This window comes from Mesorhizobium sp. M4B.F.Ca.ET.214.01.1.1 (assembly GCF_004791545.1).
In the GTDB taxonomy this organism is placed as follows: Bacteria; Pseudomonadota; Alphaproteobacteria; order Rhizobiales; family Rhizobiaceae; genus Mesorhizobium; species Mesorhizobium abyssinicae.
In genome coordinates this window covers 439,939-459,411 of sequence record NZ_SRUX01000003.1, presented here as the reverse complement: position 1 = coordinate 459,411, position 19,473 = coordinate 439,939, and the positions used below count along the sequence as shown (strand labels likewise).

At 65.9% G+C, this 19,473-nt stretch carries 19 protein-coding genes; 11 read left to right on the top strand and 8 right to left on the bottom strand.

Annotated features, from left to right (window positions below; all coding sequences use genetic code 11):
• Positions 1-55: 55 nt before the first annotated feature.
• On the top strand, positions 56-805 hold the full coding sequence (locus EN857_RS08650; RefSeq protein ID WP_126058269.1) for an SDR family oxidoreductase: 750 nt from the start codon (positions 56-58) through the stop codon (positions 803-805).
• 19 nt (positions 806-824) lie between these two features.
• Here the strand turns inward: EN857_RS08650 and EN857_RS08645 are convergent, their stop codons facing one another.
• Positions 825-1,745: a zinc-binding dehydrogenase gene (locus tag EN857_RS08645; RefSeq protein ID WP_135858304.1), complete on the bottom strand. Its 921-nt coding sequence runs from the start codon at positions 1,743-1,745 to the stop codon at positions 825-827.
• Positions 1,746-1,885: 140 nt separating this feature from the next.
• On the opposite strand from EN857_RS08645, the gene EN857_RS08640 reads away from it, so the two are divergent.
• Positions 1,886-2,692: a helix-turn-helix transcriptional regulator gene (locus EN857_RS08640; RefSeq protein WP_127393124.1), complete on the top strand. Its 807-nt coding sequence runs from the start codon at positions 1,886-1,888 to the stop codon at positions 2,690-2,692.
• Between the two features lie 29 nt (positions 2,693-2,721).
• On the opposite strand, the gene EN857_RS08635 is transcribed toward EN857_RS08640, so the two are convergent.
• The 3 genes from EN857_RS08635 to EN857_RS08625 form a co-directional block, all read right to left on the bottom strand.
• A complete protein-coding gene (locus EN857_RS08635; protein WP_245511279.1) occupies positions 2,722-4,530 on the bottom strand; it encodes a cation:proton antiporter in 1,809 nt (602 codons plus the stop codon).
• Positions 4,531-4,697: 167 nt separating this feature from the next.
• A complete protein-coding gene (locus EN857_RS08630) occupies positions 4,698-5,147 on the bottom strand; it encodes a host attachment family protein (RefSeq protein ID WP_127393122.1) in 450 nt (149 codons plus the stop codon).
• Positions 5,148-5,362: 215 nt separating this feature from the next.
• Positions 5,363-5,557: a hypothetical protein gene (locus EN857_RS08625; protein ID WP_127282386.1), complete on the bottom strand. Its 195-nt coding sequence runs from the start codon at positions 5,555-5,557 to the stop codon at positions 5,363-5,365.
• Here EN857_RS08625 and cysG point away from each other — a divergent pair.
• The 7 genes from cysG to EN857_RS08590 all read left to right on the top strand — a co-directional run bounded on the left by cysG (position 5,556) and on the right by EN857_RS08590 (position 12,944).
• Positions 5,556-7,004, top strand: a complete 1,449-nt coding sequence (gene cysG / locus EN857_RS08620) for a siroheme synthase CysG (protein ID WP_135858301.1) — start codon at positions 5,556-5,558, stop codon at positions 7,002-7,004. The genes EN857_RS08625 and cysG overlap by 2 nt on opposite strands.
• Positions 7,001-7,306, top strand: coding sequence for a DUF2849 domain-containing protein (locus tag EN857_RS08615; RefSeq protein ID WP_126058276.1), 306 nt, complete (start codon positions 7,001-7,003; stop codon positions 7,304-7,306). Before cysG ends, EN857_RS08615 begins: the two co-directional genes overlap by 4 nt.
• 43 nt (positions 7,307-7,349) lie before the next feature.
• Positions 7,350-9,020, top strand: a complete 1,671-nt coding sequence (locus EN857_RS08610) for a nitrite/sulfite reductase (protein ID WP_127282389.1) — start codon at positions 7,350-7,352, stop codon at positions 9,018-9,020.
• Entirely contained in the window at positions 8,995-9,759 is a 765-nt protein-coding gene (locus EN857_RS08605; RefSeq protein ID WP_127282390.1) for a phosphoadenylyl-sulfate reductase, read from the top strand. Before EN857_RS08610 ends, EN857_RS08605 begins: the two co-directional genes overlap by 26 nt.
• 144 nt (positions 9,760-9,903) lie before the next feature.
• Positions 9,904-10,437 carry a DUF934 domain-containing protein gene (locus EN857_RS08600; RefSeq protein WP_127282391.1) on the top strand — a complete coding sequence of 178 codons (534 nt, stop codon included), beginning with the start codon at positions 9,904-9,906 and terminating at the stop codon, positions 10,435-10,437.
• An 88-nt stretch (positions 10,438-10,525) separates the two neighbouring features.
• Positions 10,526-12,133: a GMC family oxidoreductase N-terminal domain-containing protein gene (locus EN857_RS08595; RefSeq protein ID WP_127393247.1), complete on the top strand. Its 1,608-nt coding sequence runs from the start codon at positions 10,526-10,528 to the stop codon at positions 12,131-12,133.
• Positions 12,134-12,323: 190 nt separating this feature from the next.
• The gene (locus EN857_RS08590) at positions 12,324-12,944 is read left to right on the top strand and encodes a DJ-1/PfpI family protein (RefSeq protein ID WP_127393246.1); all 621 of its coding nucleotides are present in this window, start codon (positions 12,324-12,326) and stop codon (positions 12,942-12,944) included.
• A gap of 95 nt (positions 12,945-13,039) precedes the next feature.
• Here EN857_RS08590 and EN857_RS08585 read toward each other — a convergent pair whose 3' ends face one another.
• Together EN857_RS08585 and EN857_RS08580 are read right to left on the bottom strand one after the other, a co-directional pair.
• Positions 13,040-14,062: a fatty acid desaturase gene (locus tag EN857_RS08585; protein ID WP_135858298.1), complete on the bottom strand. Its 1,023-nt coding sequence runs from the start codon at positions 14,060-14,062 to the stop codon at positions 13,040-13,042.
• A 95-nt stretch (positions 14,063-14,157) separates the two neighbouring features.
• Positions 14,158-14,358: a hypothetical protein gene (locus EN857_RS08580; protein ID WP_127282395.1), complete on the bottom strand. Its 201-nt coding sequence runs from the start codon at positions 14,356-14,358 to the stop codon at positions 14,158-14,160.
• 227 nt (positions 14,359-14,585) lie between these two features.
• On the opposite strand from EN857_RS08580, the gene grpE reads away from it, so the two are divergent.
• Complete coding sequence (grpE, locus tag EN857_RS08575) at positions 14,586-15,221, top strand: nucleotide exchange factor GrpE (protein ID WP_127282396.1); 636 nt, start codon at positions 14,586-14,588, stop codon at positions 15,219-15,221.
• Positions 15,222-15,335: 114 nt separating this feature from the next.
• Positions 15,336-15,968 (top strand): trimeric intracellular cation channel family protein, encoded by a 633-nt coding sequence (locus tag EN857_RS08570; protein WP_127282397.1) that lies wholly within the window; start codon positions 15,336-15,338, stop codon positions 15,966-15,968.
• Between the two features lie 92 nt (positions 15,969-16,060).
• On the opposite strand, the gene EN857_RS08565 is transcribed toward EN857_RS08570, so the two are convergent.
• Both EN857_RS08565 and EN857_RS08560 read right to left on the bottom strand, forming a co-directional pair.
• Positions 16,061-16,948 carry a GNAT family N-acetyltransferase gene (locus EN857_RS08565; protein ID WP_127282398.1) on the bottom strand — a complete coding sequence of 296 codons (888 nt, stop codon included), beginning with the start codon at positions 16,946-16,948 and terminating at the stop codon, positions 16,061-16,063.
• Between the two features lie 181 nt (positions 16,949-17,129).
• Complete coding sequence (locus EN857_RS08560) at positions 17,130-19,421, bottom strand: PAS domain-containing hybrid sensor histidine kinase/response regulator (RefSeq protein WP_127392464.1); 2,292 nt, start codon at positions 19,419-19,421, stop codon at positions 17,130-17,132.
• Positions 19,422-19,473 lie beyond the last annotated feature (52 nt).

Genomic DNA, 19,473 nt, shown 5'->3' with positions numbered 1-19,473 from the left:
TCGCCTCTCGCCATGGCTTGCGCCTTCGGCTACATGTCCGGCCGGAGACCGCGATATGGCCGAGACCGATACAAGAAAAACCATCGTGCTGACCGGTGCCAGCCGGGGCATCGGCCATGCGACGGTGAAGCGCTTCTCGCGTGAGGGCTGGCGCGTCATCACCTGCTCGCGCCAGGCTTTTGCCGAGGACTGTCCCTGGCCGGCGGGGCCGGAGGACCACATCAAGGTCGATCTCGCCGACCAGGAGGATGTCGGCATCGCCGTCTCTGAGATCCGCCACCGGCTGGAGGCGCATGGCGGCCAGCTCAACGCGCTGGTCAACAATGCCGGCATCTCGCCGAAGCTGAAGGACGGCAGCCGGATGAACTCGATCGACACGCCGATGCATGTCTGGCGTGACGTGTTCCAGGTCAATTTCTTCGCGCCGATCATGCTGGCCAGGGGCCTGTTCAAGGAACTGGCCCAGGCGAAGGGCTCGATCGTCAACGTCACCTCGATCGCCGGCACCCGTGTGCATCCCTTCGCCGGCACGGCTTACGCAACATCGAAGGCGGCACTGGGTTCGCTGACGCGCGAGATGGCGCATGATTTCGGCCCGCACGGCATCCGCGTCAACGCCATCGCGCCGGGCGAGATCGACACCGCTATCCTGTCGCCGGGCACCGACAAGATCGTCGAGACGATCCCGCTCAGACGCCTCGGCGCCACGGCGGAGGTGGCCGACATCATCTTCTTCCTGTGCTCCGGGCAGGCGTCCTACGTCACCGGCTCGGAGATCCACATCAATGGCGGTCAGCACGTCTGAACGGCTGACTCAGGACTGCTCATCCGGTCATGGTGAGAACGGCCTTGCCGCTGAAACTGCGCTGTCGCAGGGCGTCCAGCGCCTGGCCGATGTCTGTCCACGGCACAGTCAAGGCGACGCGGGTTTCCAGCCGGCCAGCCGCGACCAAGGCGAGCAGCGAGGCGATATCGGCGCCGATGGCTGGACCGGACGTATAGTAGGCGAAGGTCTGAAGCCTCGCGCCCTCGCGGCCCGGAACGAACTGACGGAATCCAACGGGCGTCAGTTCGCCGCTGCTCGAACCGAACATGACGATGGTCCCGCCTGGCGCGACGCGTTCGATCGCGTGCGCAAGGCTTTCGCCGCCGACCGACTCGGTGATCAGCGAGAACTGCCCCTCGGCCCGCTCGATCGACTCGACGACACGTTCGGCCCCCAGTCCACGTAGATCCTCGGCATGCCGGGCGGCGGCGATCGCCGTCACCGAGGCGCCTTGCTCGCGGGCGATCTGGATCTGGAAACGACCGACCGCACCGCTTGCGCCGGTGATCAGAACCTGCTGGCCGGCGAGGTCACCGCCATGGCGCAACGTTCTCAGCGCCGTCGTGCCGGCGACCGGCAGCGTGGCCGCGGAACCGAAATTGACGCCATCCGGCAGGACGGCGAGACGGTCGGTCGGCACGGCGACACGTTCGGCCCAGCCGTGCTCGTCGACCAAAGCCACGACCCGGGTGCCCACGGCAGGCCCCGAACCATCGGCTGCTGCCCGTTGGACGACGCCTGCGATATCCTGGCCGGGTATCCAGCCCTTCGGACGTATGGCGAGCAGGCGCAGTTCACCGCGGTTCAGCGAGGTTGCGTGGACCGCGACAAGCGCCTCGTTCGCCAAGGGCCGAGGGTCCTCGACCTTGGCGAGCCTCAGTCCGGCGGTACTGTCGGGAGACATGACGAGGGCGAGCATGGGGTTCTTACCTTCCTGGACCAAGCCGGCGTTGGGCGCGCGGCGTCAACGCGATCGCCATGCGCAGACCGGAACCTAATCGACTCCCAAGATCAAAGAATTTAGCTATAACAGCACTTGATCGCTAAAAGCAGTCAATCATGAGACAGCCACTACGCTACCCATGGCTCGATTTCGATGTCGACGACGTTCTCGCGCCGGCAATCGCCGTGCGCGTCGATGTACCGGAGACCAGGGCGGAGGTGGCCGACCACTGGCACCGCAAGGGCCAACTCGTCTTCGCGCTGGGCGGCGGCGTCACCTGTCGGGTTGCCAGCGGCCTTTGGATGGTGCCGCCGCATTGCGCCGTGTGGCTCCCCGGTGGCATGCAGCACAGCAACATCGCGACCGCCAATGCGCGGATTTTCTTCGTTTATCTCGAGCCGGGCGCCGCCGACCTGCCGGACCGGTGCTGCACGCTTTCGATCTCGCCGCTGCTGCGCGAGCTGATCATCGACCTGTCGGAATGCGCGCCGGAGGACGCACGATGCGGTTTCCTGGGAGGGATTCTGCTTGCCGAACTGCCGCGCATGCCTGTCCAGCAATTGCACCTGCCGATTTCGGCCGAGCCGCGCTTGCGGCGGATCGCCGAGGCGTTGGCGGATGATCCCGCCGACCGCAGCACGCTTGCGGAATGGGCAAGCCGCGTGGCGCTCAGCGAAAGCAGCCTGGCGCGCCTCGTCGTGAAGGAAACAGGGCTGACCTTCGGGCGTTGGCGCCAGCAGCTGCACCTGATCGTGGCGCTGCGCGAACTCGCCTCAGGCGCCAGCGTGCAGCAGGTCTCGGGCGATCTCGGCTATGAATCCGTCACGGCGTTTATCACCATGTTCAAGAAGGCGCTGGGCAAGCCGCCGGCAAAATATCTCAGCGATATCGCGCAAAACGGAGGCTCCGCATTTGTCGCTTGATCAACCCGGCTGGTGCGTGGACGCGCAACTCAAACGGGTTGCGGTTTGATCTCCGGGGCGAGGGCGCCCTCTTCCAACCCAGCGGGTGCCGTACCCGTCACCACCTCGACGATGCCGCGCGCGATCTCGCGTTCACCCATGATCACGGTGTCGGCGCCGAGCCCCTTGAGATGCTCGACCTCGGCATCGGAATGGGCGCGGGCGATGACATTGACGCTGGGGTTGGCGGCGCGGGCGCGCAGCACGATCTGACCGGCCTCGAAGGCGTTGGGAATTGCAAGGATCAGCCGCCTGGCGCCTTCCGGATTGGCGGCTGAAAAGACGTCGGCATTGGCGGCATTGCCGGCGATGGTTTCGACGCCATCGGCCTTCAGCTTCGCCAGAGTCTTGTCGGCGTCCTCGATGACCAGAAAGGGCAGGGCGGCCTGTTTCAGCGCCGCGCCGACGAGACTGCCGACACGGCCGTAGCCGATCAGGATGGAATGGCCGGTAAGCGCGGTTCTTAGCGGTGGGCCGTCGTCCTTTTGCGGCGAAGCCGTCACCGAAGCCACCTGGCCGGGCTCGGTCGCCGGACCGATCGGCCTTGCCTGTTCCGGCGGCGATGCCTTGGCGGAGCGAGCCTCCAGCCACGGTGTCATCCAGTCGATGGCAAGGAACATCAGCGGATTGAGCAGGATCGACAGGATGGCGCCGGCGAGGATCAGGTCGCGCCCCTGTTCGGGCAGGAGTTTCAGGCCGACGCCGAGCTCGGCGAGGATGAAGGAAAATTCGCCGATCTGGGCAAGGCTGGCCGAGATCATCAGCGCTGTCGCTACCGGATAGCGGAAGGCGAGGACGATGACGAAGGCGGCCAGCGACTTGCCGATGACGATGATGGCCAGCGTCGCCAGGATCGGCCAGCCATTGCTGACCAGGCTGAACGGGTCGAACAGCATGCCGACCGAGACGAAGAACAGCACCGAGAAGGCATCGCGCAGCGGCAGCGATTCCTCGGCTGCCCGATGGCTTAGCTCGGATTCGCTCATGATCATGCCGGCGAAGAAGGCGCCCAGCGCCAGCGATACGCCGAACAGTTTCGCTGCCCCGAAGGCGACGCCCAACGCAATCGCCAGCACCGCCAGCCGGAACAGCTCGCGCGACCCGGTATGGGCGACATAATGCAGGATCCAGGGGATGACGCGGCGGCCGACCACCAGCATGACGACGACGAAAGCCACCACCTTCGCCAGCGTGACGCCGACGACGCCCCAGATGCCGTAGCTGGCCGGCAGCGCCAGCAGGCTGGCATGGTCGTCGGCCTGCGGCACGCCGCCGAGCACGCCGGCCAGCGCCGGCAAGAGCACCAGCGCCAGCACCATGGCAAGGTCCTCGACGATCAGCCAGCCGACGGCGATACGGCCGCGTTCGGTCTCGATCAGCCGCCGTTCCTGCAAAGCGCGCAGCAGCACCACCGTCGAGGCGACGGACAATGCCAGGCCGAAGACCAGCCCGGCGCCCACCGACCAGCCGAGCAGCCAGGCAAGGCCGACGCCGAGCAGCGTGGCAAAGCCGATCTGGACGATGGCGCCGGGCACGGCGATGGCGCGGACGGAGAGAAGGTCCTTCAGCGAGAAATGCAGGCCGACGCCGAACATCAGCAGGATGACGCCGATCTCGGCAAGCTCGGTGGCCAGGCTTGCGTCGGCGACGAAGCCCGGCGTGTTCGGCCCGACCAGGACGCCGGCCACGAGATAGCCGACCAGCGGCGGGATGCGGAAACGGTTGGCGAGCGCGCCGAAGATGAAAGCCAGCCCCAGACCGGCGACGATGGTGGCGATAAGGGGCGTGTCATGCGGCATTGTCTATGGAGCGCCTTTCGAAAAAATCACGATAGGGCCGCCCCGCGGCCGCCGCCCGTTGCAATATGGGGGGAGGCATGGCCGCGAGGCAACCCGTAAAGCCGTGAAATCGAAAGGCAAAGGCGCACGAATGCCGGGCGAAGGGCGGATTGCGCTTGCGGGCGCCGTCAGGCTGCCTGGAGCAGGCTTTCGATCTCAGGGATGGTGTGGTTGGTCAGCGTCTTTGGAATTTCCACCGTCACCCTGTCGCCGACAAGCTTGTGGAGCTTCCGGCGCATTTCGCCCAGCACCAGCGGCGGCGCGATCAGCACGATCTCCTTGAAGGCGCCGCGATTGGCGAGCCCATAGAGCCGTTCGGCAATGTCGTCGGCGAAGCGCTCCTTGCCGATACGATGCCAGTCGGTGTCCTCGACCGCACTGCGATGGATGGACGGCCCGTCATTGTAGCGGCCGGGGCGGTCGCTGCCCTGCTCGCGCGTGGCGGGGTTCTCCTGCTCCATCTCCTGCACGACCTGCAGGTCCGGATTGCGGGTGTTGCCTTCATTGCGCAGGAACAGCGCTTTTTCGCCATCGGCGACCACGATCCAAAGGCCATGTTTCAGCGTGACATTGCTCATACGGGCTCCTCCTGCTTTTGCTGTGTTGCGAACCGTTCGCGGCCGGCAGGCCGGGGCGGGTCCGTATGGCAAACGCCCGCTCAAGCAGGAATGTTCCGATATCGTTGTGGCGCTCATCCAACGTAGCGTGCAAGCCCGCGACGATCTTTGCGGCCTTAATCTACTAAATTGGTAGAATTTAGAAAAATCTGTTTTGCAGCGTGGAGTATTTGCAGCTAAAAACGCCTGAGATCAGGGCCCGCAACAGCGGCTTCAATCCGATCCTCTCCCGGATGTGGAATTTTTTTCTCCTGCTCTTCGCGCTTGCGAAAAAGCGATTGCCTGCCATCGCGGGATGCGCGAGTGCTTTGCTTCTGGTTTTTCACGCCCGCGCGTAAAACTGCCAAATTGCTCAGGAATCTGCTCGCCATGCCGCAGGCCAATGCCAAGCTCAACGCTTTCCCCGTCTTCATGCGGGTCGAGGGCGAAGCCGTGGCCATTGTCGGCGGCGGCGAGGCGGCGCTGGCCAAGGCGCGGCTCGTCGGCCAGTCGAGCGCGGTGCTGCGCATCATAGCGCAAACCGCCGAAGCCGAGCTGCTGTCTTTCATTGCCGCGACCGGTGCTGTCCATGTCGCCGCCGCCTATGAGGCTGCGCATCTCGAAGGCGCGGCCATGGTGTTCGCCGCCAGCGGCGACGAGGCGCTCGACCGCCGCGTTGCCGAGGATGCGCGCCGCTTGAGCATTCCGGTCAACGCGGTCGACCGGCCAGAGCTTTGCGATTTCTTCACGCCAGCGCTGGTCAACCGCGCGCCGGTCGCCATCGCCATCGGCACCGAAGGCGCCGGCCCGGTGCTTGCGCAGATGCTGCGCGGCCGCATCGATCGCATGCTGTCGCCGTCGCTCGGCGCGCTGGCCACGCTTGCCGCGTCCTTCCGGGGCGCCGCCGAGCGGCTGCCGAAGGGCACCGGCCGCCGCCGCTTCTGGCGCGATTTCTTCGCCGGCGCGCCGGCGCGAGCCGTCGAGGCGGGCGAGTTTGCGAGGGCGCATGATGCCGCCGTCGAGCTGCTTGTCTCCGACGCGCCGGCCTCGGGCCACATCGCGCTGGTCGGCGCCGGTCCGGGCGCCGAGGATCTGCTGACGCTCAGGGCGCATCGCCTGCTGATGGAAGCCGACGTCATCGTCCATGACGCGCTGGTGCCGGAAGCGATCGTCGCCATGGGCCGCCGCGATGCCGAGCGCCTGCCGGTCGGCAAGCGCAAGGGCTGCCATTCCAAGAGCCAGGAAGAGATCAACGTGCTGCTCGTCGAGCTTGGCCGCGAGGGCAAGCGCGTCGTGCGGCTGAAGTCGGGCGACCCGCTGGTGTTCGGCCGCGCCGGCGAGGAAATGGCGGCACTTCGCGATGCCGGCATCGCCTATGAGGTGGTTCCCGGCGTCACCGCGGCCTTTGCCGCCGCCGCCGATTTCGAACTGCCGCTGACGCTGCGCGGCGTGTCGTCCTCGCTGGTGTTCACGACCGGCCATGACCTGAAGGGCAATTCGCTGCCCGACTGGGCCAAGCTCGCCATCTCCGGCGCCACCGTCGCCGTCTATATGGGCCGCTCGGTCGCGGCCGAAGTCGCCGGCCGACTGATCGAGGCGGGCCTGTCGCCCGACACCGCGGTCGCCGTGGTCGAGAACGCCAGCCTCGGCAACCGCCGCCGCTTCCACGGCACGCTCGCCGATCTGCCTTCGCTGGAGGCCCGCGCCGATCTCTCCGGCCCGGTGATGACCATCATCGGCGACGCGGTCGCCGGCGCCAATTTCGAACGTTCCGAGCCGCTCGCGGCACACAGGCATGAAGATACGGCCAGCGCAACGGCCGAAGGAGTTGAACAATGAAGGTTCTGACCGCGAACAGGCTCACCGACGGCATCGCCGTCTGGTACGCCGATGGCGGCTGGGCGGAAACGGTCGGCGGCGCCGACCTCGCCCACGACAAGGCGGCGGAGGACCGGCTGGAAGCGATCGGCGCGGCGGCCTACGCCAACAACGAGGTGGTCGACGTCAACTTGATCGACGTCACGGTGGTCGACGGGTTGGTCGAGCCGGTGCGGCTGCGCGAAAAGATCCGCGCCGCCGGGCCGACCATCCGCGAAGATCTCGGCAAGCAGGCAAGCCCGCAACCCGTGCGGGCGGCATAGACCAAACAGGCAATGCGGGCGGACGCGCCCTGAAAGACGAAGCATGTACCGTTACGATGAGTTCGACCACGATTTCGTTCAGGCCCGCGTCGCCGAGTTCAGCGACCAGGTGCAGCGCCGGCTCGCCGGCGAGATCACCGAGGACCAGTTCCGGCCGCTGAGGCTGATGAACGGCGTCTATCTGCAGCTGCATGCCTATATGCTGCGCATCGCCGTGCCCTATGGGACGCTGAACAGCAAGCAGATGCGCATGCTGGGCCACATCGCGCGCAAATACGACAAGGGCTACGGCCATTTCACCACGCGCCAGAACATCCAGTTCAACTGGCCGGCGCTGTCCGACATTCCCGCGATCCTGGCCGATCTCGCCAGCGTCGAGATGCATGCGATCCAGACCTCTGGCAACTGCATTCGCAATGTCACCGCGGACCATTTCGCCGGCGCTGCGGCCGACGAGGTCGCCGATCCGCGGCCCTATGCCGAGATCCTGCGGCAATGGTCGTCGGTGCATCCGGAGTTTTCGTTCCTGCCGCGCAAGTTCAAGATCGCGGTGACGGGCGCCGAGCGCGACCGCGCCGCCATCCAGACGCACGACATCGGCCTGCACCTGAAGAAGAACGCGGCCGGCGAGCTCGGCTTCGCCGTCTATGTCGGCGGCGGCCAGGGCCGCACGCCGATGGTGGCGCGGAAGATCCGCGACTTCCTGCCGGAAGCCGATCTTCTCTCCTACTGCACGGCGATCCTGCGCGTTTACAACCTCTATGGCCGCCGCGACAACAAGTACAAGGCGCGCATCAAGATCCTCGTCCACGAGACCGGCGTCGAGGAGATCACGCGCCAGGTCGAGGCCGAGTGGCAGGAGCTGAAGGACGCCGAGCTGAAGCTGCCGGAAGCCGACATCCAGGCCATCAACGCCTATTTCACGCCGCCGGGTCTGGCCGAGCGGCCGGAAGGCGACGCGGCAGTGAAGCTGGCGCGGCTCGATTCCAAGAATTTCTCGGAATGGCTCGACCAGAATGTGGTGACGCATCGCCATCCCGACTATGCGGCGGTGACGATCTCGCTGAAGGGCATCGGCGAGGTGCCGGGCGACGCCACCGACAGCCAGATGGAGGCGGTCGCCGACATCGCCGAGAAATACGCCTTCGACGAACTGCGCGTCAGCCATGAGCAGAACCTGATCCTGCCGCATGTGGCGCGCGCCGATCTGAAGGCCGTCTACGACGCGCTGGTCGACATCGGCCTCGCCACGGCCAACTCCAATCTGATCAGCGACATCATTTCCTGCCCCGGCCTCGACTATTGCGCGCTGGCCACGGCTCGTTCCATTCCGGTGGCGCAGGAGATCTCGCAGCGCTTCGCTTCGCTGGAACGGCAGCGCGAGATCGGCGAATTAAAGCTGAAGATCTCCGGCTGCATCAATGCCTGCGGCCATCATCATGTCGGCCACATCGGCATTCTCGGCGTCGAGAAGAAGGGCTCCGAGCTTTACCAGGTCACCCTCGGCGGCTCGGCCGACGAGAACACCTCCGTCGGCGAGATCATCGGCCGCGGCTTCTCGTCGGAAGAGATCACCGACGCCATCGAGCAGATCGTCGATACCTATCTCGGCCTTCGGCTCAGTCCCTCGGAACGTTTTATCGACGCCTACCGCAGAGTCGGTCCCGCGCCGTTCAAGGAGGCGCTCTATGCTGGCGAAACCAAGGCCGCTTGACCGGGTCGTTGATGTCGAGGCCGGTGTCGCCGCCGAGGCGGCGGGGCTGGACGCGCTTTACGGTCACCTGAGCCCGATCGAGGTCATCGAGCGCTCGGCGAACGAGCTGTTTCGCGGCGGCATCGCCGCGGTTTCCTCCTTCGGCGCCGATTCCGCCGTGCTGCTGCACATGATCGCCAAGGTCGACCGCGCGCTGCCGGTGATCTTCCTCGACACCGGCAAGCATTTCGAAGAAACGCTCGGCTATCGCGATGCGCTGGTCGCCGATTTCGGCTTCACCGACGTCAGGGTGATCAAGCCGGAAGAGGCCGCGCTCGAGCGGGTCGATCCGACCGGCAGGCTGCACGAGACCAACACCGACGCCTGCTGCAACGTGCGCAAGGTCGAGCCGATGGCACGCGGCGTCGAGCCGTTCCGCGCCTGGTTCACCGGGCGCAAGCGCTTCCAGGCCTCGACGCGCGCGGCGCTTCCGGTCTTCGAGGCGGTCGGCTCGCGCATCCGCATCAATCCGCTGGCGCACTGGACGACGGCGGACCAAGCCGACTACATGCGCGCGCACGCGCTGCGCGAAAATCCGCTCGTCGCCTATGGCTATCTGTCGATCGGGTGCTTCCCGTGCACGCAGCCGGTACAGCCGGGCGAGGACGCGCGCAGCGGCCGCTGGGCCGGGCACGCCAAGACAGAGTGCGGCATCCACCTTTCCGGTTTGGAGAAGTCGCTGACCGACGCATCCCTTTAGGCTATGTTGATATTCAGGTGAGGCCGGCCCGCAATCGCCGGTTTCCTGCGTTTCCGGTGCTCATGCACCAGGGGACGCTCCGCTCCGGCTCGGCCTGACCTGAAACGCGATACATCCTTGGATTTTTGGACTTGGGAATTTTTGATGACTGAACCGACCAAATCGGAAACCCGCCTCTGGACCCCGAACGGTTTCCGCGAGGACGAGTGGATCCAGGCTGAGAGCGCCGAGGCGCTCGCCGGCAACGGCCGCTTCATCCTGCCGCTGCAGGCGTTCCTGGGGCTCGACCTTGAGGTGCGCAAGTCGGCCAGGGAACGCATCGGGGTGCTGCTGCAGCCCGGCGACGAGCTCGACAAAATCGTCGGCCTGCTCGACCAGCTGTCGCTGGTGGCGCTGGCCTTCCCGGCGTTCAATGACGGCCGCTCCTTCTCCAAGGGCGAATTGCTGCGCAGCCGCCATCATTTCGAGGGCGCCGTCCGCGCCACCGGCCAGGTGCTGGTCGACCAGCTGCCACATATGCTGCGGGTCGGCTTCGACGAGTTCGAAATCTCGAACCCGGTGCTTTTGAAGCGGCTGGAGGAAGGCCGCACCGGCGGGCTGGGGCTCTACTACCAGCCGACCGCCGAGTCGGAGGCCAAGGGGCCGAAATATTCCTGGCGGCGCAAACGCGCCGGCTGACCCAGAGGTAACTCGTCGACGTCTTTACAACGCGCGCAAGCAGGCTTTCTCTGACCGCACGGACGGAAACATCCGCCGGGAGGAGACCATGCGCTACGACTATGTCATCGCCGGCGGCGGTTCCGCCGGCTGCACGCTTGCCGCCAGGCTTTCCGAGGATGCATCGAAGACGGTCTGCCTGATCGAAGCGGGCGGCGAAGGCAAGGATCTCCTGATCCGCGCGCCGGCGGGCATCATCGCGCTGCTGCCGGGCAGGCCGAAGATCAACAACTGGGGCTTTGAGACGGTGCCGCAGGAAGGGCTTGGCGGCCGCAAGGGCTACCAGCCGCGCGGCAAGGCGCTGGGCGGCTCAAGCGCCATCAACGCCATGCTCTACACGCGCGGCCATCCTTGCGACTATGACGAATGGGCCGATCTCGGCTGCGACGGCTGGTCGTGGAGCGAGGTGCTGCCCTATTTCCGGCGCGCCGAAGGCAACCAGCGCGGCACCGACGCGCTGCACGGCGGCGACGGACCGCTCAGGGTGGCCGAGCAGCAGGAACCGCGTTCGATCTCGAAAGCCTTCGTCGAGGCCTGTGCCGAAAACCAAATCCGCCGCAACGACGATTTCAACGGGCCCGAGCAGGAAGGGGCGGGGCTCTACCAGGTCACGCAATTCTGGGGCGAGCAACGCAATGGCGAGCGCTGCTCGGCCGCGGCAGCCTATCTGCATCCGGCGATGGGCCGGCCGAACCTCACCGTCATCACCGGCGCGCAGGCGACCGGGGTGGTGCTCGACGGCAAGCGCGCGACGGGGGTGCGCTATCGTGCCGGCAAGAGCGAAGCCGTGGCGGAAGCCAGGCGCGAGGTCATCCTGTGCGGTGGCGCCTTCGGCTCGCCGCAAATGCTGCTGCTTTCCGGCATCGGTCCGGCGGTGGAGCTGGCAGTGCACGGCATTCCGCTCGTCCATGAACTGCCCGGTGTCGGCAAGAACCTGCAGGACCATCTCGATTTCATCCTGGCCTGGAAGTCGCGCGAGACCGAGCTGATGGGCATCGGCCTCCGCGGTCTGCCCGGACTGCTCAGGCACATGCTGCGCTGGCGCAAGGACGGCACCGGCATGATTGCCACGCCCTATGCGGAGGCCGGCGCCTTCCTCAAATCCGACGCGGCGGCCGAGCGGCCCGACCTGCAACTGCATTTCTGCATCGCCATCGTCGACGATCACGGCCGCAAGCTGCATATGGGTTATGGCTTCTCCTGCCATGTCTGCGTGCTGAGGCCGCATTCGCGCGGCGAGGTCGGGCTTACGAGCGCGAACCCGCTGGCGCCGCCGCGCATCGACCCGCGCTTCCTCGAGGACGAGCGCGACGCCGAGCTTCTGCTCCGGGGCGTGCGGATGACGCGCGGCATATTGGAGGCGCCGGCGCTGGCCAAATATCGCCAGAAGGAAATCTACACCGCCGGCGCTGCCAGCGACGCCGAGCTGATGGCGCATATCAGGGCCCGCGCCGACACGATCTATCACCCGGCCGGCACCTGCAAGATGGGCATCGACGAGATGGCGGTCGTCGATCCGCAGTTAAAGGTGCGCGGCTTGCAAGGGCTGCGCGTCGTCGACGCCTCGGTGATGCCGACACTCGTCGGCGGCAACACCAATGCGCCGACGATCATGATCGCCGAGAAGGCGGCGGATATGATCCGGGCGGCAGCCTGACGCCATCTTGGTCAGACCAGCCTGCCCGGTTTTGCTCCGGAAGCCCTGCCTTTATCGCTCGCCGGGCGCCACGGAATCAATCTGGTAGGACCAATCGTGCGATTTGCGCTTCCCCTCCGGCCTGCTTGCCCTTACGATAGGGCTATATTTCGTGCCTCGAAATAAATAGCCAGCTAAGGGAGGAACCGGCATGGCAGGCAAAAAGATTTTGATGCTCGTTGGCGAGTTCAGCGAGGAGTATGAGATTTTCGTCTTCGAACAGGCCATGCATGCGGTTGGCCATACGGTGCATGTCGTCTGCCCCGACAAGAAGGCCGGCGACATCTTGAAGACCTCGCTGCACGATTTCGAAGGCCACCAGACCTACACCGAAAAGCTCGGCCACGACTACATCCTCAACAAGAGCTTCGCCGAGGTGAACCCGGCCGATTACGACGCCGTCTATGCGGCCGGTGGGCGCGGGCCGGAATACATCCGCATCGACAAGCGGGTGCAGGCGCTGGTCAGGCATTTCCACGAGACCGGCAAGCCGATCTTCACCATTTGCCACGGCGTACAGATCCTGATCGCCGTCGATGGCGTGGTGCGCGGCCGCCAGGTCGCGGCGCTGCAATATTGCGAGCCGGAGGTGACGCTGGCCGGCGGCATCTACATCGATGTCGCGCCGACCGGCGCCCATGTCGATGGCAATCTGGTATCGGCCAAGGGCTGGCCTGGCCTTGCAGCGTTCATGCGCGAATGCCTGAAGGTGCTCGGCACCGAGATCCGCGACGGCAAGGCGCTGATGCGCGACGAACGCAAGGCGGCCTGAGCAAGGTTTGAAGAAACCCGCCGCATCCCGGTGCGGCGGGCAATGGATATTGAGCCGCTCTTAAGGCGCGCCGAAACGCCCTTGAGCGGCATGCCTCAAGCGGCAAGCCGCGCTTCGCGGAACGACACCAGCTTGCCGCGGTTTTCGTCCCATAGCGCCAGCTTCACGCAGCGCAGGCTGTCGAGAAGCGTGACGCGGCCGATCCGCCGCAGCTCCGGATAATCCCGCAGCACTTCCGGAAGCCGGTAGCACGGCACCTTGGCGGAGAGGTGGTGGACGTGATGGACGCCGATATTGCCGGTGAACCAGTTCAGCACCGGCGGCAGGTCGTAGTAGGACGATCCATGCAGCGCGGCGCGCTGGAATTCCCAATCGGGATCCTTCGCCCATTCGGTCTCCTCGAACTGATGCTGGACATAGAACAGCCAGACGCCGGCCGAGCCCGCGAGGATCACGATCGGCAGGTGGACGACCAGGAACGCGCCCGGCCCGACAAGCCCGATGAGCGTCACCGCGGCGAGCGCGATGCCGAGATTGGTCGCCATGGATGACACCCACGGCGTCAGGCCGCCGCGCATCATGCCGACCGGCAGCCTCTGCTCGAAGATGAAAAGCCATATCGGGCCGAGACCAAACATCACCAGCGGATGGCGATAGAGGCGATAGGCAAGGCGGCCAGGCCAGGATAGCTGCCGGTATTCGGCGACGGTCAGTGTCCTGATGTCGCCCATGCCGCGCTCGTCGAGATTGCCGGCGCTGGCGTGATGGGTGGCATGGGCGCGCCGCCAGCAATCATAAGGCGTCAGCGTGAGCACGCCGAGGGCGCGGCCGATCCAGTCGTCCGCATAACGATTGGCGAAAAAGGAGCCGTGGCCGCAATCGTGCTGGATCATGAATATCCGCACCAGAAAGCCGGCCGCCGGAACGACGAGGGTCAGCCCCCACCAATGGCCGTAGGAATAGGCGGCAGAAGATAGAGCCCAGAGTGCGACGAAAGGGATGAGGGTTATGGCTAGTTCGATGGCGCTGCGCCGCCGGTCAGGCTTCTTGTAGCGCGCCAGGATCTTCAACCAGGCGCGCTTGCTGTTTGCCGCCGTCTCGGGGGAAATCATGTTCATCAGGGAGCATAGGCAGCGCATCCCGCCCCAGCAAGACGGCGATCACGCGAAATTACTGCGCGTAATTGTCGCGCGATGCCCGCGGTTCGTGCGGCCTACTGGCGACGTTCGCCGTTGGCGGCCCTGGTCTCGATGTCATCGAGCTGGTCGAGCAGGTTGCGGAAATGCTCGGGCGTGTTCGTTTCCAGGCGGAATGACGGCAGCGTGCGCAGGAAGCGCTTCGTCGCTTCGCTGCCAAGCTGTCGTCTGATATCGGCGGCGAGTTCCGCGCGCCGTTCGCCTTTGTTGCCGCTCATTGTCCCAAATCCTGTGTCGGCTTCGAAACTCCCTCAACCCGGCAATGGTTCCCTCGCCGTCGCTTTCTCGCAAGCGAAGCCGGCGATTAAGGTAAAATTTGATTTAATGTCGAACGTTCCCTGGAGACGCCGTGAAACTGCGCTGGGTCGCTTGCCCCTTGATTTTTGGCCCTCAAACCTCGATATCGGGCGCAAATCCAAACCATTCGGAATGACGGGAAACGGCGATGAGCGACCAGGCAAAAGACGAACGCGCGCCCGAGGATATCGAGCCTGCCGAGGCCAGTGGCGAGCGTCCGCAGGGCAGCGTCGACGGCGACTATGAGGCGCTGGTGCGGCTGCTGAAGGAAAACGAGGAACTGAAGGACCGCGCGCTGCGCGTGGCGGCCGAGATGGAGAACCTGCGCCGCCGCACCGCGCGCGACGTGCATGACGCGCGCACCTATGCGGTCGCCAATTTCGCCCGCGACATGCTGTCGGTGTCCGACAATCTGCGCCGCGCGCTGGACGCCATTCCGGCCGAGGCAAAGGCTGGCGGAGATGCCGGCTTCAAGGCGCTGATCGAGGGCGTCGATCTCACCGAGCGCGCCATGCTTTCGGCGCTGGAACGGCATGGGGTGAAGAAGCTTGCGCCGGAGGGCGAGAAGTTCGATCCGAACTTCCATCAGGCGATGTTCGAGGTGCCCAATCCCGACGTTGCCGCCGGCACCGTCGTCCAGGTCGTGCAGCCGGGCTATTCGATCGGCGACCGCGTGCTGAGGCCGGCCATGGTCGGCGTCGCCAAGGGCGGCCCGAAGGCCGCGGCCACCGAGGCGCCGGTCGAGCCCGGCCCGGTGAACGAGCAGGCCGAGAAGGATGCGTAGTTAAGGGAGTAGGGCAGTAAGGGAGTAGGGACAGCGGCGGGACTATTCACGCGGCTTGTGCTATCTAGAGGTCCCTATTCCCCTACTCCCTTACTGCCCTATTCCCTTATTCCCATGAACCTCATCGAGCTTCTCGACTATGCCGGCGTCGCCGTCTTCGCGGCGACAGGGGCGCTTGCCGCTTCGCGCAAGCAACTCGACATCATCGGCTTTCTGTTCCTGGCCTGCGTCACCGGTATCGGCGGCGGCACGCTGCGCGACGTCATCCTCAACCTGCCGGTGTTCTGGGTCGGCAACCGCGATTATGTGCTGATCTGCGTGGTGGTCGCGGTGCTAGTCTTCTTCAGCGCCCATCTGGTCGAATCCCGCTACAAATTGCTGCTCTGGCTCGACGCCATCGGTCTCGCCGCCTTCTCGGTGATGGGCGCCGCCAAGGGCCTCGCCATCACCGGGTCCCCGGTCGTCGCCACCATTACGGGCGTGCTGACCGCAACCTTCGGCGGTATCCTGCGCGATCTTCTGGCGGGCGAGCCATCGGTGCTTCTGCGGCCCGAGATCTACGTCACGGCTGCGCTTGCGGGTGCGGCGCTTTTCACCGTCGGCGATCTTGCCGGCCTGCCGCCATTGGCGGCCGGTCTGGTGGGTTTCGCCGCGGCATTCGCGGTGCGCGGCGGCGCGCTCAAATTCGGCTGGGCCTTCCCGGCCTACAAGAGCAGGCCCGGGCGGCGGCCGGAGGATATTCCGTGATGGAGGGATTAGGGAATAGTCAGTAGTCAGGGGAGCGTGAACGTGATGTCTTCCCCTACTGCCTACTGCCTACTGCCTACTGCCTACTCGCGTCAGGCCGCGAAGCGCTGGCCTTCCCCGCCATAATAGTTGACGTAGCGCGCGCCGATCTCCTTGACCGGCATGACGACGAAGACGTCGACGGTCGAGAATTCGTGATCGATGACGCAGCCGTCGCCGATGCGGGCGCCGACGCGCAGGTAACCCTTGACCAGCGGCGGCATGGACGCGATGGCCGCCTTGGCGTTGACCGCTTCGATCGGCATCAGGTCCATGGAGCAGTAGCGGCCGGCAACCGCCTTGACGTCCCACGCCGAATTGGTGCGGCAGTGATGGGCGAGGTAGGTTAGCGCCTCGGCATGCGCCGCCGGCACGATGCCGTGGAAGGAAGCGCAGCCCGTCATCACGCCAATGCCGTAGTGGTTGATATAGGCCCAGATGCCTTGCCACAGCGCCTCGATGGTGCGCTTGGAGCGGTATTCCTTAAGCACGCAGGAGCGGCCGAGCTCGAGAAAACGCTGGCCGGGATGACGGGCGATCAGATTGGTCAGCTCGAATTCGCCCTCGGAATAGAAGCCGCCAGCCGTCGCCGCGATCTCCTGCCGCAGCAGCCGGTAGGTGCCGACGATGCGGCGGTGCTCAGGGCCGGGAAGCGACGTATCGAACACCAAAAGGTGATCGCAGAGCGGATCGAAACGATCGGCGTCGCGCCGGTCCTGCGCCTGGAACAGGTCCTTCCTGGCGCCAAGCTCGTCATAGAACACCCGGTAGCGGACCTCCTGCGCGGCAGCGATCTCGGCTTCGTTGCGGGCAAGCCGGACTTCGAGATTGCCGATGCGGCCGAGAGGGGCGCCTGTTGCGACGGCATCAGCCGTCCGCGTGGCGAGCAGGGCGCCGCCAGCGTTCGGCCGAGTGTCACATTCCGGCATAACTGTATGCACGAGTGATTCTCCTTCGAGCCATCCCTCTTGGCACGGGGATACGGTGTAGGTGCAACAGGATTGTGACAGTACCGTGATACGGCGCGGCGGGCAATACTTCGTCGGCTGGCGAATGCCCTCAACCGGCTACCTTAACGAAGCAAAGCCAAGCGATCCAAGGGCGATTGGCGGGGCAAAAAAATCAGGCAGCGACCTGCGCCTCGACGGCGCTTACCAGAGCATCCGGATCGAGCGGCTTGGTAACGAAGCCGCTGGCGCCGTGCGCCAGCACCGTATGGCGGGTCTTTTCCTGGCTGTCCGCCGACAGCACCATGATCGGAACCGGCGGCACCGCCAGCGCCTCCTCGTGGCGGCGGATGGCGGCGATGGCATCCAGCCCGTCCATGACCGGCATGTGCAGGTCCATCAGCACAACATCGAAGCGATGCTTCAGGCCGGCATCGGTGACGGCCTCGACGGCGGCCTTGCCGTTGCCGACCACCTTGACGCGGTGCCCGGCCTTCAGAAGTGTGGCGCGGGCGAGCATGGCGTTGATGTCGTTGTCCTCGGCGATAAGCACCGACAGGCCGTGCTCGCCGCGGCGGCCGCCGGCGCGCGCGGGCGGTGCGCCCTGCCTGTCCGTCTGCGGCAGCGCGACGGCGGGCGCATGGCTGGTCAAAAGCACGCGCAGCAGCGTCTCGCCGCGCACCGGCCGCGCCAGGAAGGTGGCATAGCCATTGGCGCGGAATTCGCCGAGCATGCCGCGGTCGGTCGGCGCGATCAGCGTGATCGCCTCGCAATCGGCAAAGCCGCCCTGGCGCAAGCGCTTGAGCAGGCGCCCGTCGCCGTTCTCCATCGCGGCGTCGACCAGAAGCGCATCGCAACCCGCCGCGAAAGGCGTTGCCTGGGCGAGGGTCGTCGCCAGTTCGACGGCGCCGCCATGGGCGCGGATGGTGCGCGCGATGGCGTCGGCCTCGACCGCGTTCTTCGACACGATCACGGCACGCCGGCCGGACAGTATGTCCTGCCGGTTTTGCGGCGGCTCGGTCGCCGCCACCGCCGGAAGCTCGAAGACGAATTCGGATCCCTCGCCGAGCCGGCTCGACACGGAGATCGAGCCGCCCATGGCGGTCACCAGGCGCCTGGAGATGGCAAGGCCGAGGCCGGCGCCGCCATGCACCCGGGTCGAGGTGCCGTCGGATTGCTCGAACTCCTCGAAGATGCGTTCCATGTCCTCTTCGCGCAGTCCCGGACCGGTGTCGGCGACGTTGAAGCAGATGCGGTCGGTGGTTTCGGTGCGCGCCCGCGCGACGCTGAGCAGCACGCCGCCGGTGTCGGTGAACTTGATGGCGTTGCCTATCAGGTTGAGCAGCACCTGGCGCACCCGACCCGGATCGGCGGTGATCATCTGCGGAACGTCGGGCTCGACATGGCAACCAAGGCCGATGCTTTTGGTGAAGGCACGTGACGCCATCAGTTCGATGATGTTGTCGGCGATCTCGCGCACAGATGTCGGCTGCGGCTCGGGGTCGAAGCGGCCGGCCTCGATCTTGGAGTAGTCGAGCAGGTCCTCGATCAGGGCGAGCAGCGCGCTGGCCGAGGTCGAGACCGCGCCCACATAGGTGCGCTGCTCGGGCGACAGATCGGTGTCGACCAGGAGCTTGGCCATGCCCATGATGCCGTTCATCGGCGTGCGGATCTCATGGCTGACGGTGGCGAGGAAGCGCGACTTGGCCTGGCTGGCATATTCGGCGCGCTCGCGGGCGGTGATCAGCGAGGATTCGGCGCGCTTGCGGGCGGTGATGTCGCGCGCGATCGCCCGGTGCGAGACGGCGCCGTTGTCCTTGTCGCGCACCGACAGCTCGATCCAGGAAAACCAGCGCGGACCGCTCGGCGTGCGGATGGCGACGTCGGTGGAGCTCAGACACTCATGATCCGAGAAGGCGGCGTCGGGAACGATGCCGACATCGATGCCAAGCTCCGACAAGCTCTTGCCGGCGAGGTCGCGCTGATCGATGTCCACAAGGTCGGCGAAAACCTTGTTGGCGTAGACGATATGGCCGTCGCGATCGCGATGGACGACGAGGTCGCCGAGCGCGTCGATCAGCCCGCGAAACCGCTCCTCGCTTTCCTGCATCTCCCACATGCGGTCAGCGAGCGTCTCGATCTCGGCGCGGTTGCGGGCGGCGGTCTCGTCGAGCAGGGCCGCGGCGCGGCGTTCGTTGCGCTTGCTGCGCAGATGCATGCCGAGGCCGGCAAGGCCCGTCACCAGCAAACCGAGGGTGACGAAGGTCGGCGCGCCGGTCAGGTGAGCCAGCCCGGCCAACACCGCGATGGCGACGACGGTCAGGAAAGGCAGGCCTTCGGGATTGGCCGGGGGGAGCACGGGCGCCAGCGGCGGCGGGGCGACAAGCTGCCGCTTCGGCGCGTCGGGGCCTTGCCCGCCCACGCCTTCGGCAGTCTGCGCCGCCTTGATGCCGGATTCCGCGATCATGCGGAAAGCCTTGCCACAGAGAGATTATGGAAGGCTGCGGCGGATCGTTCGA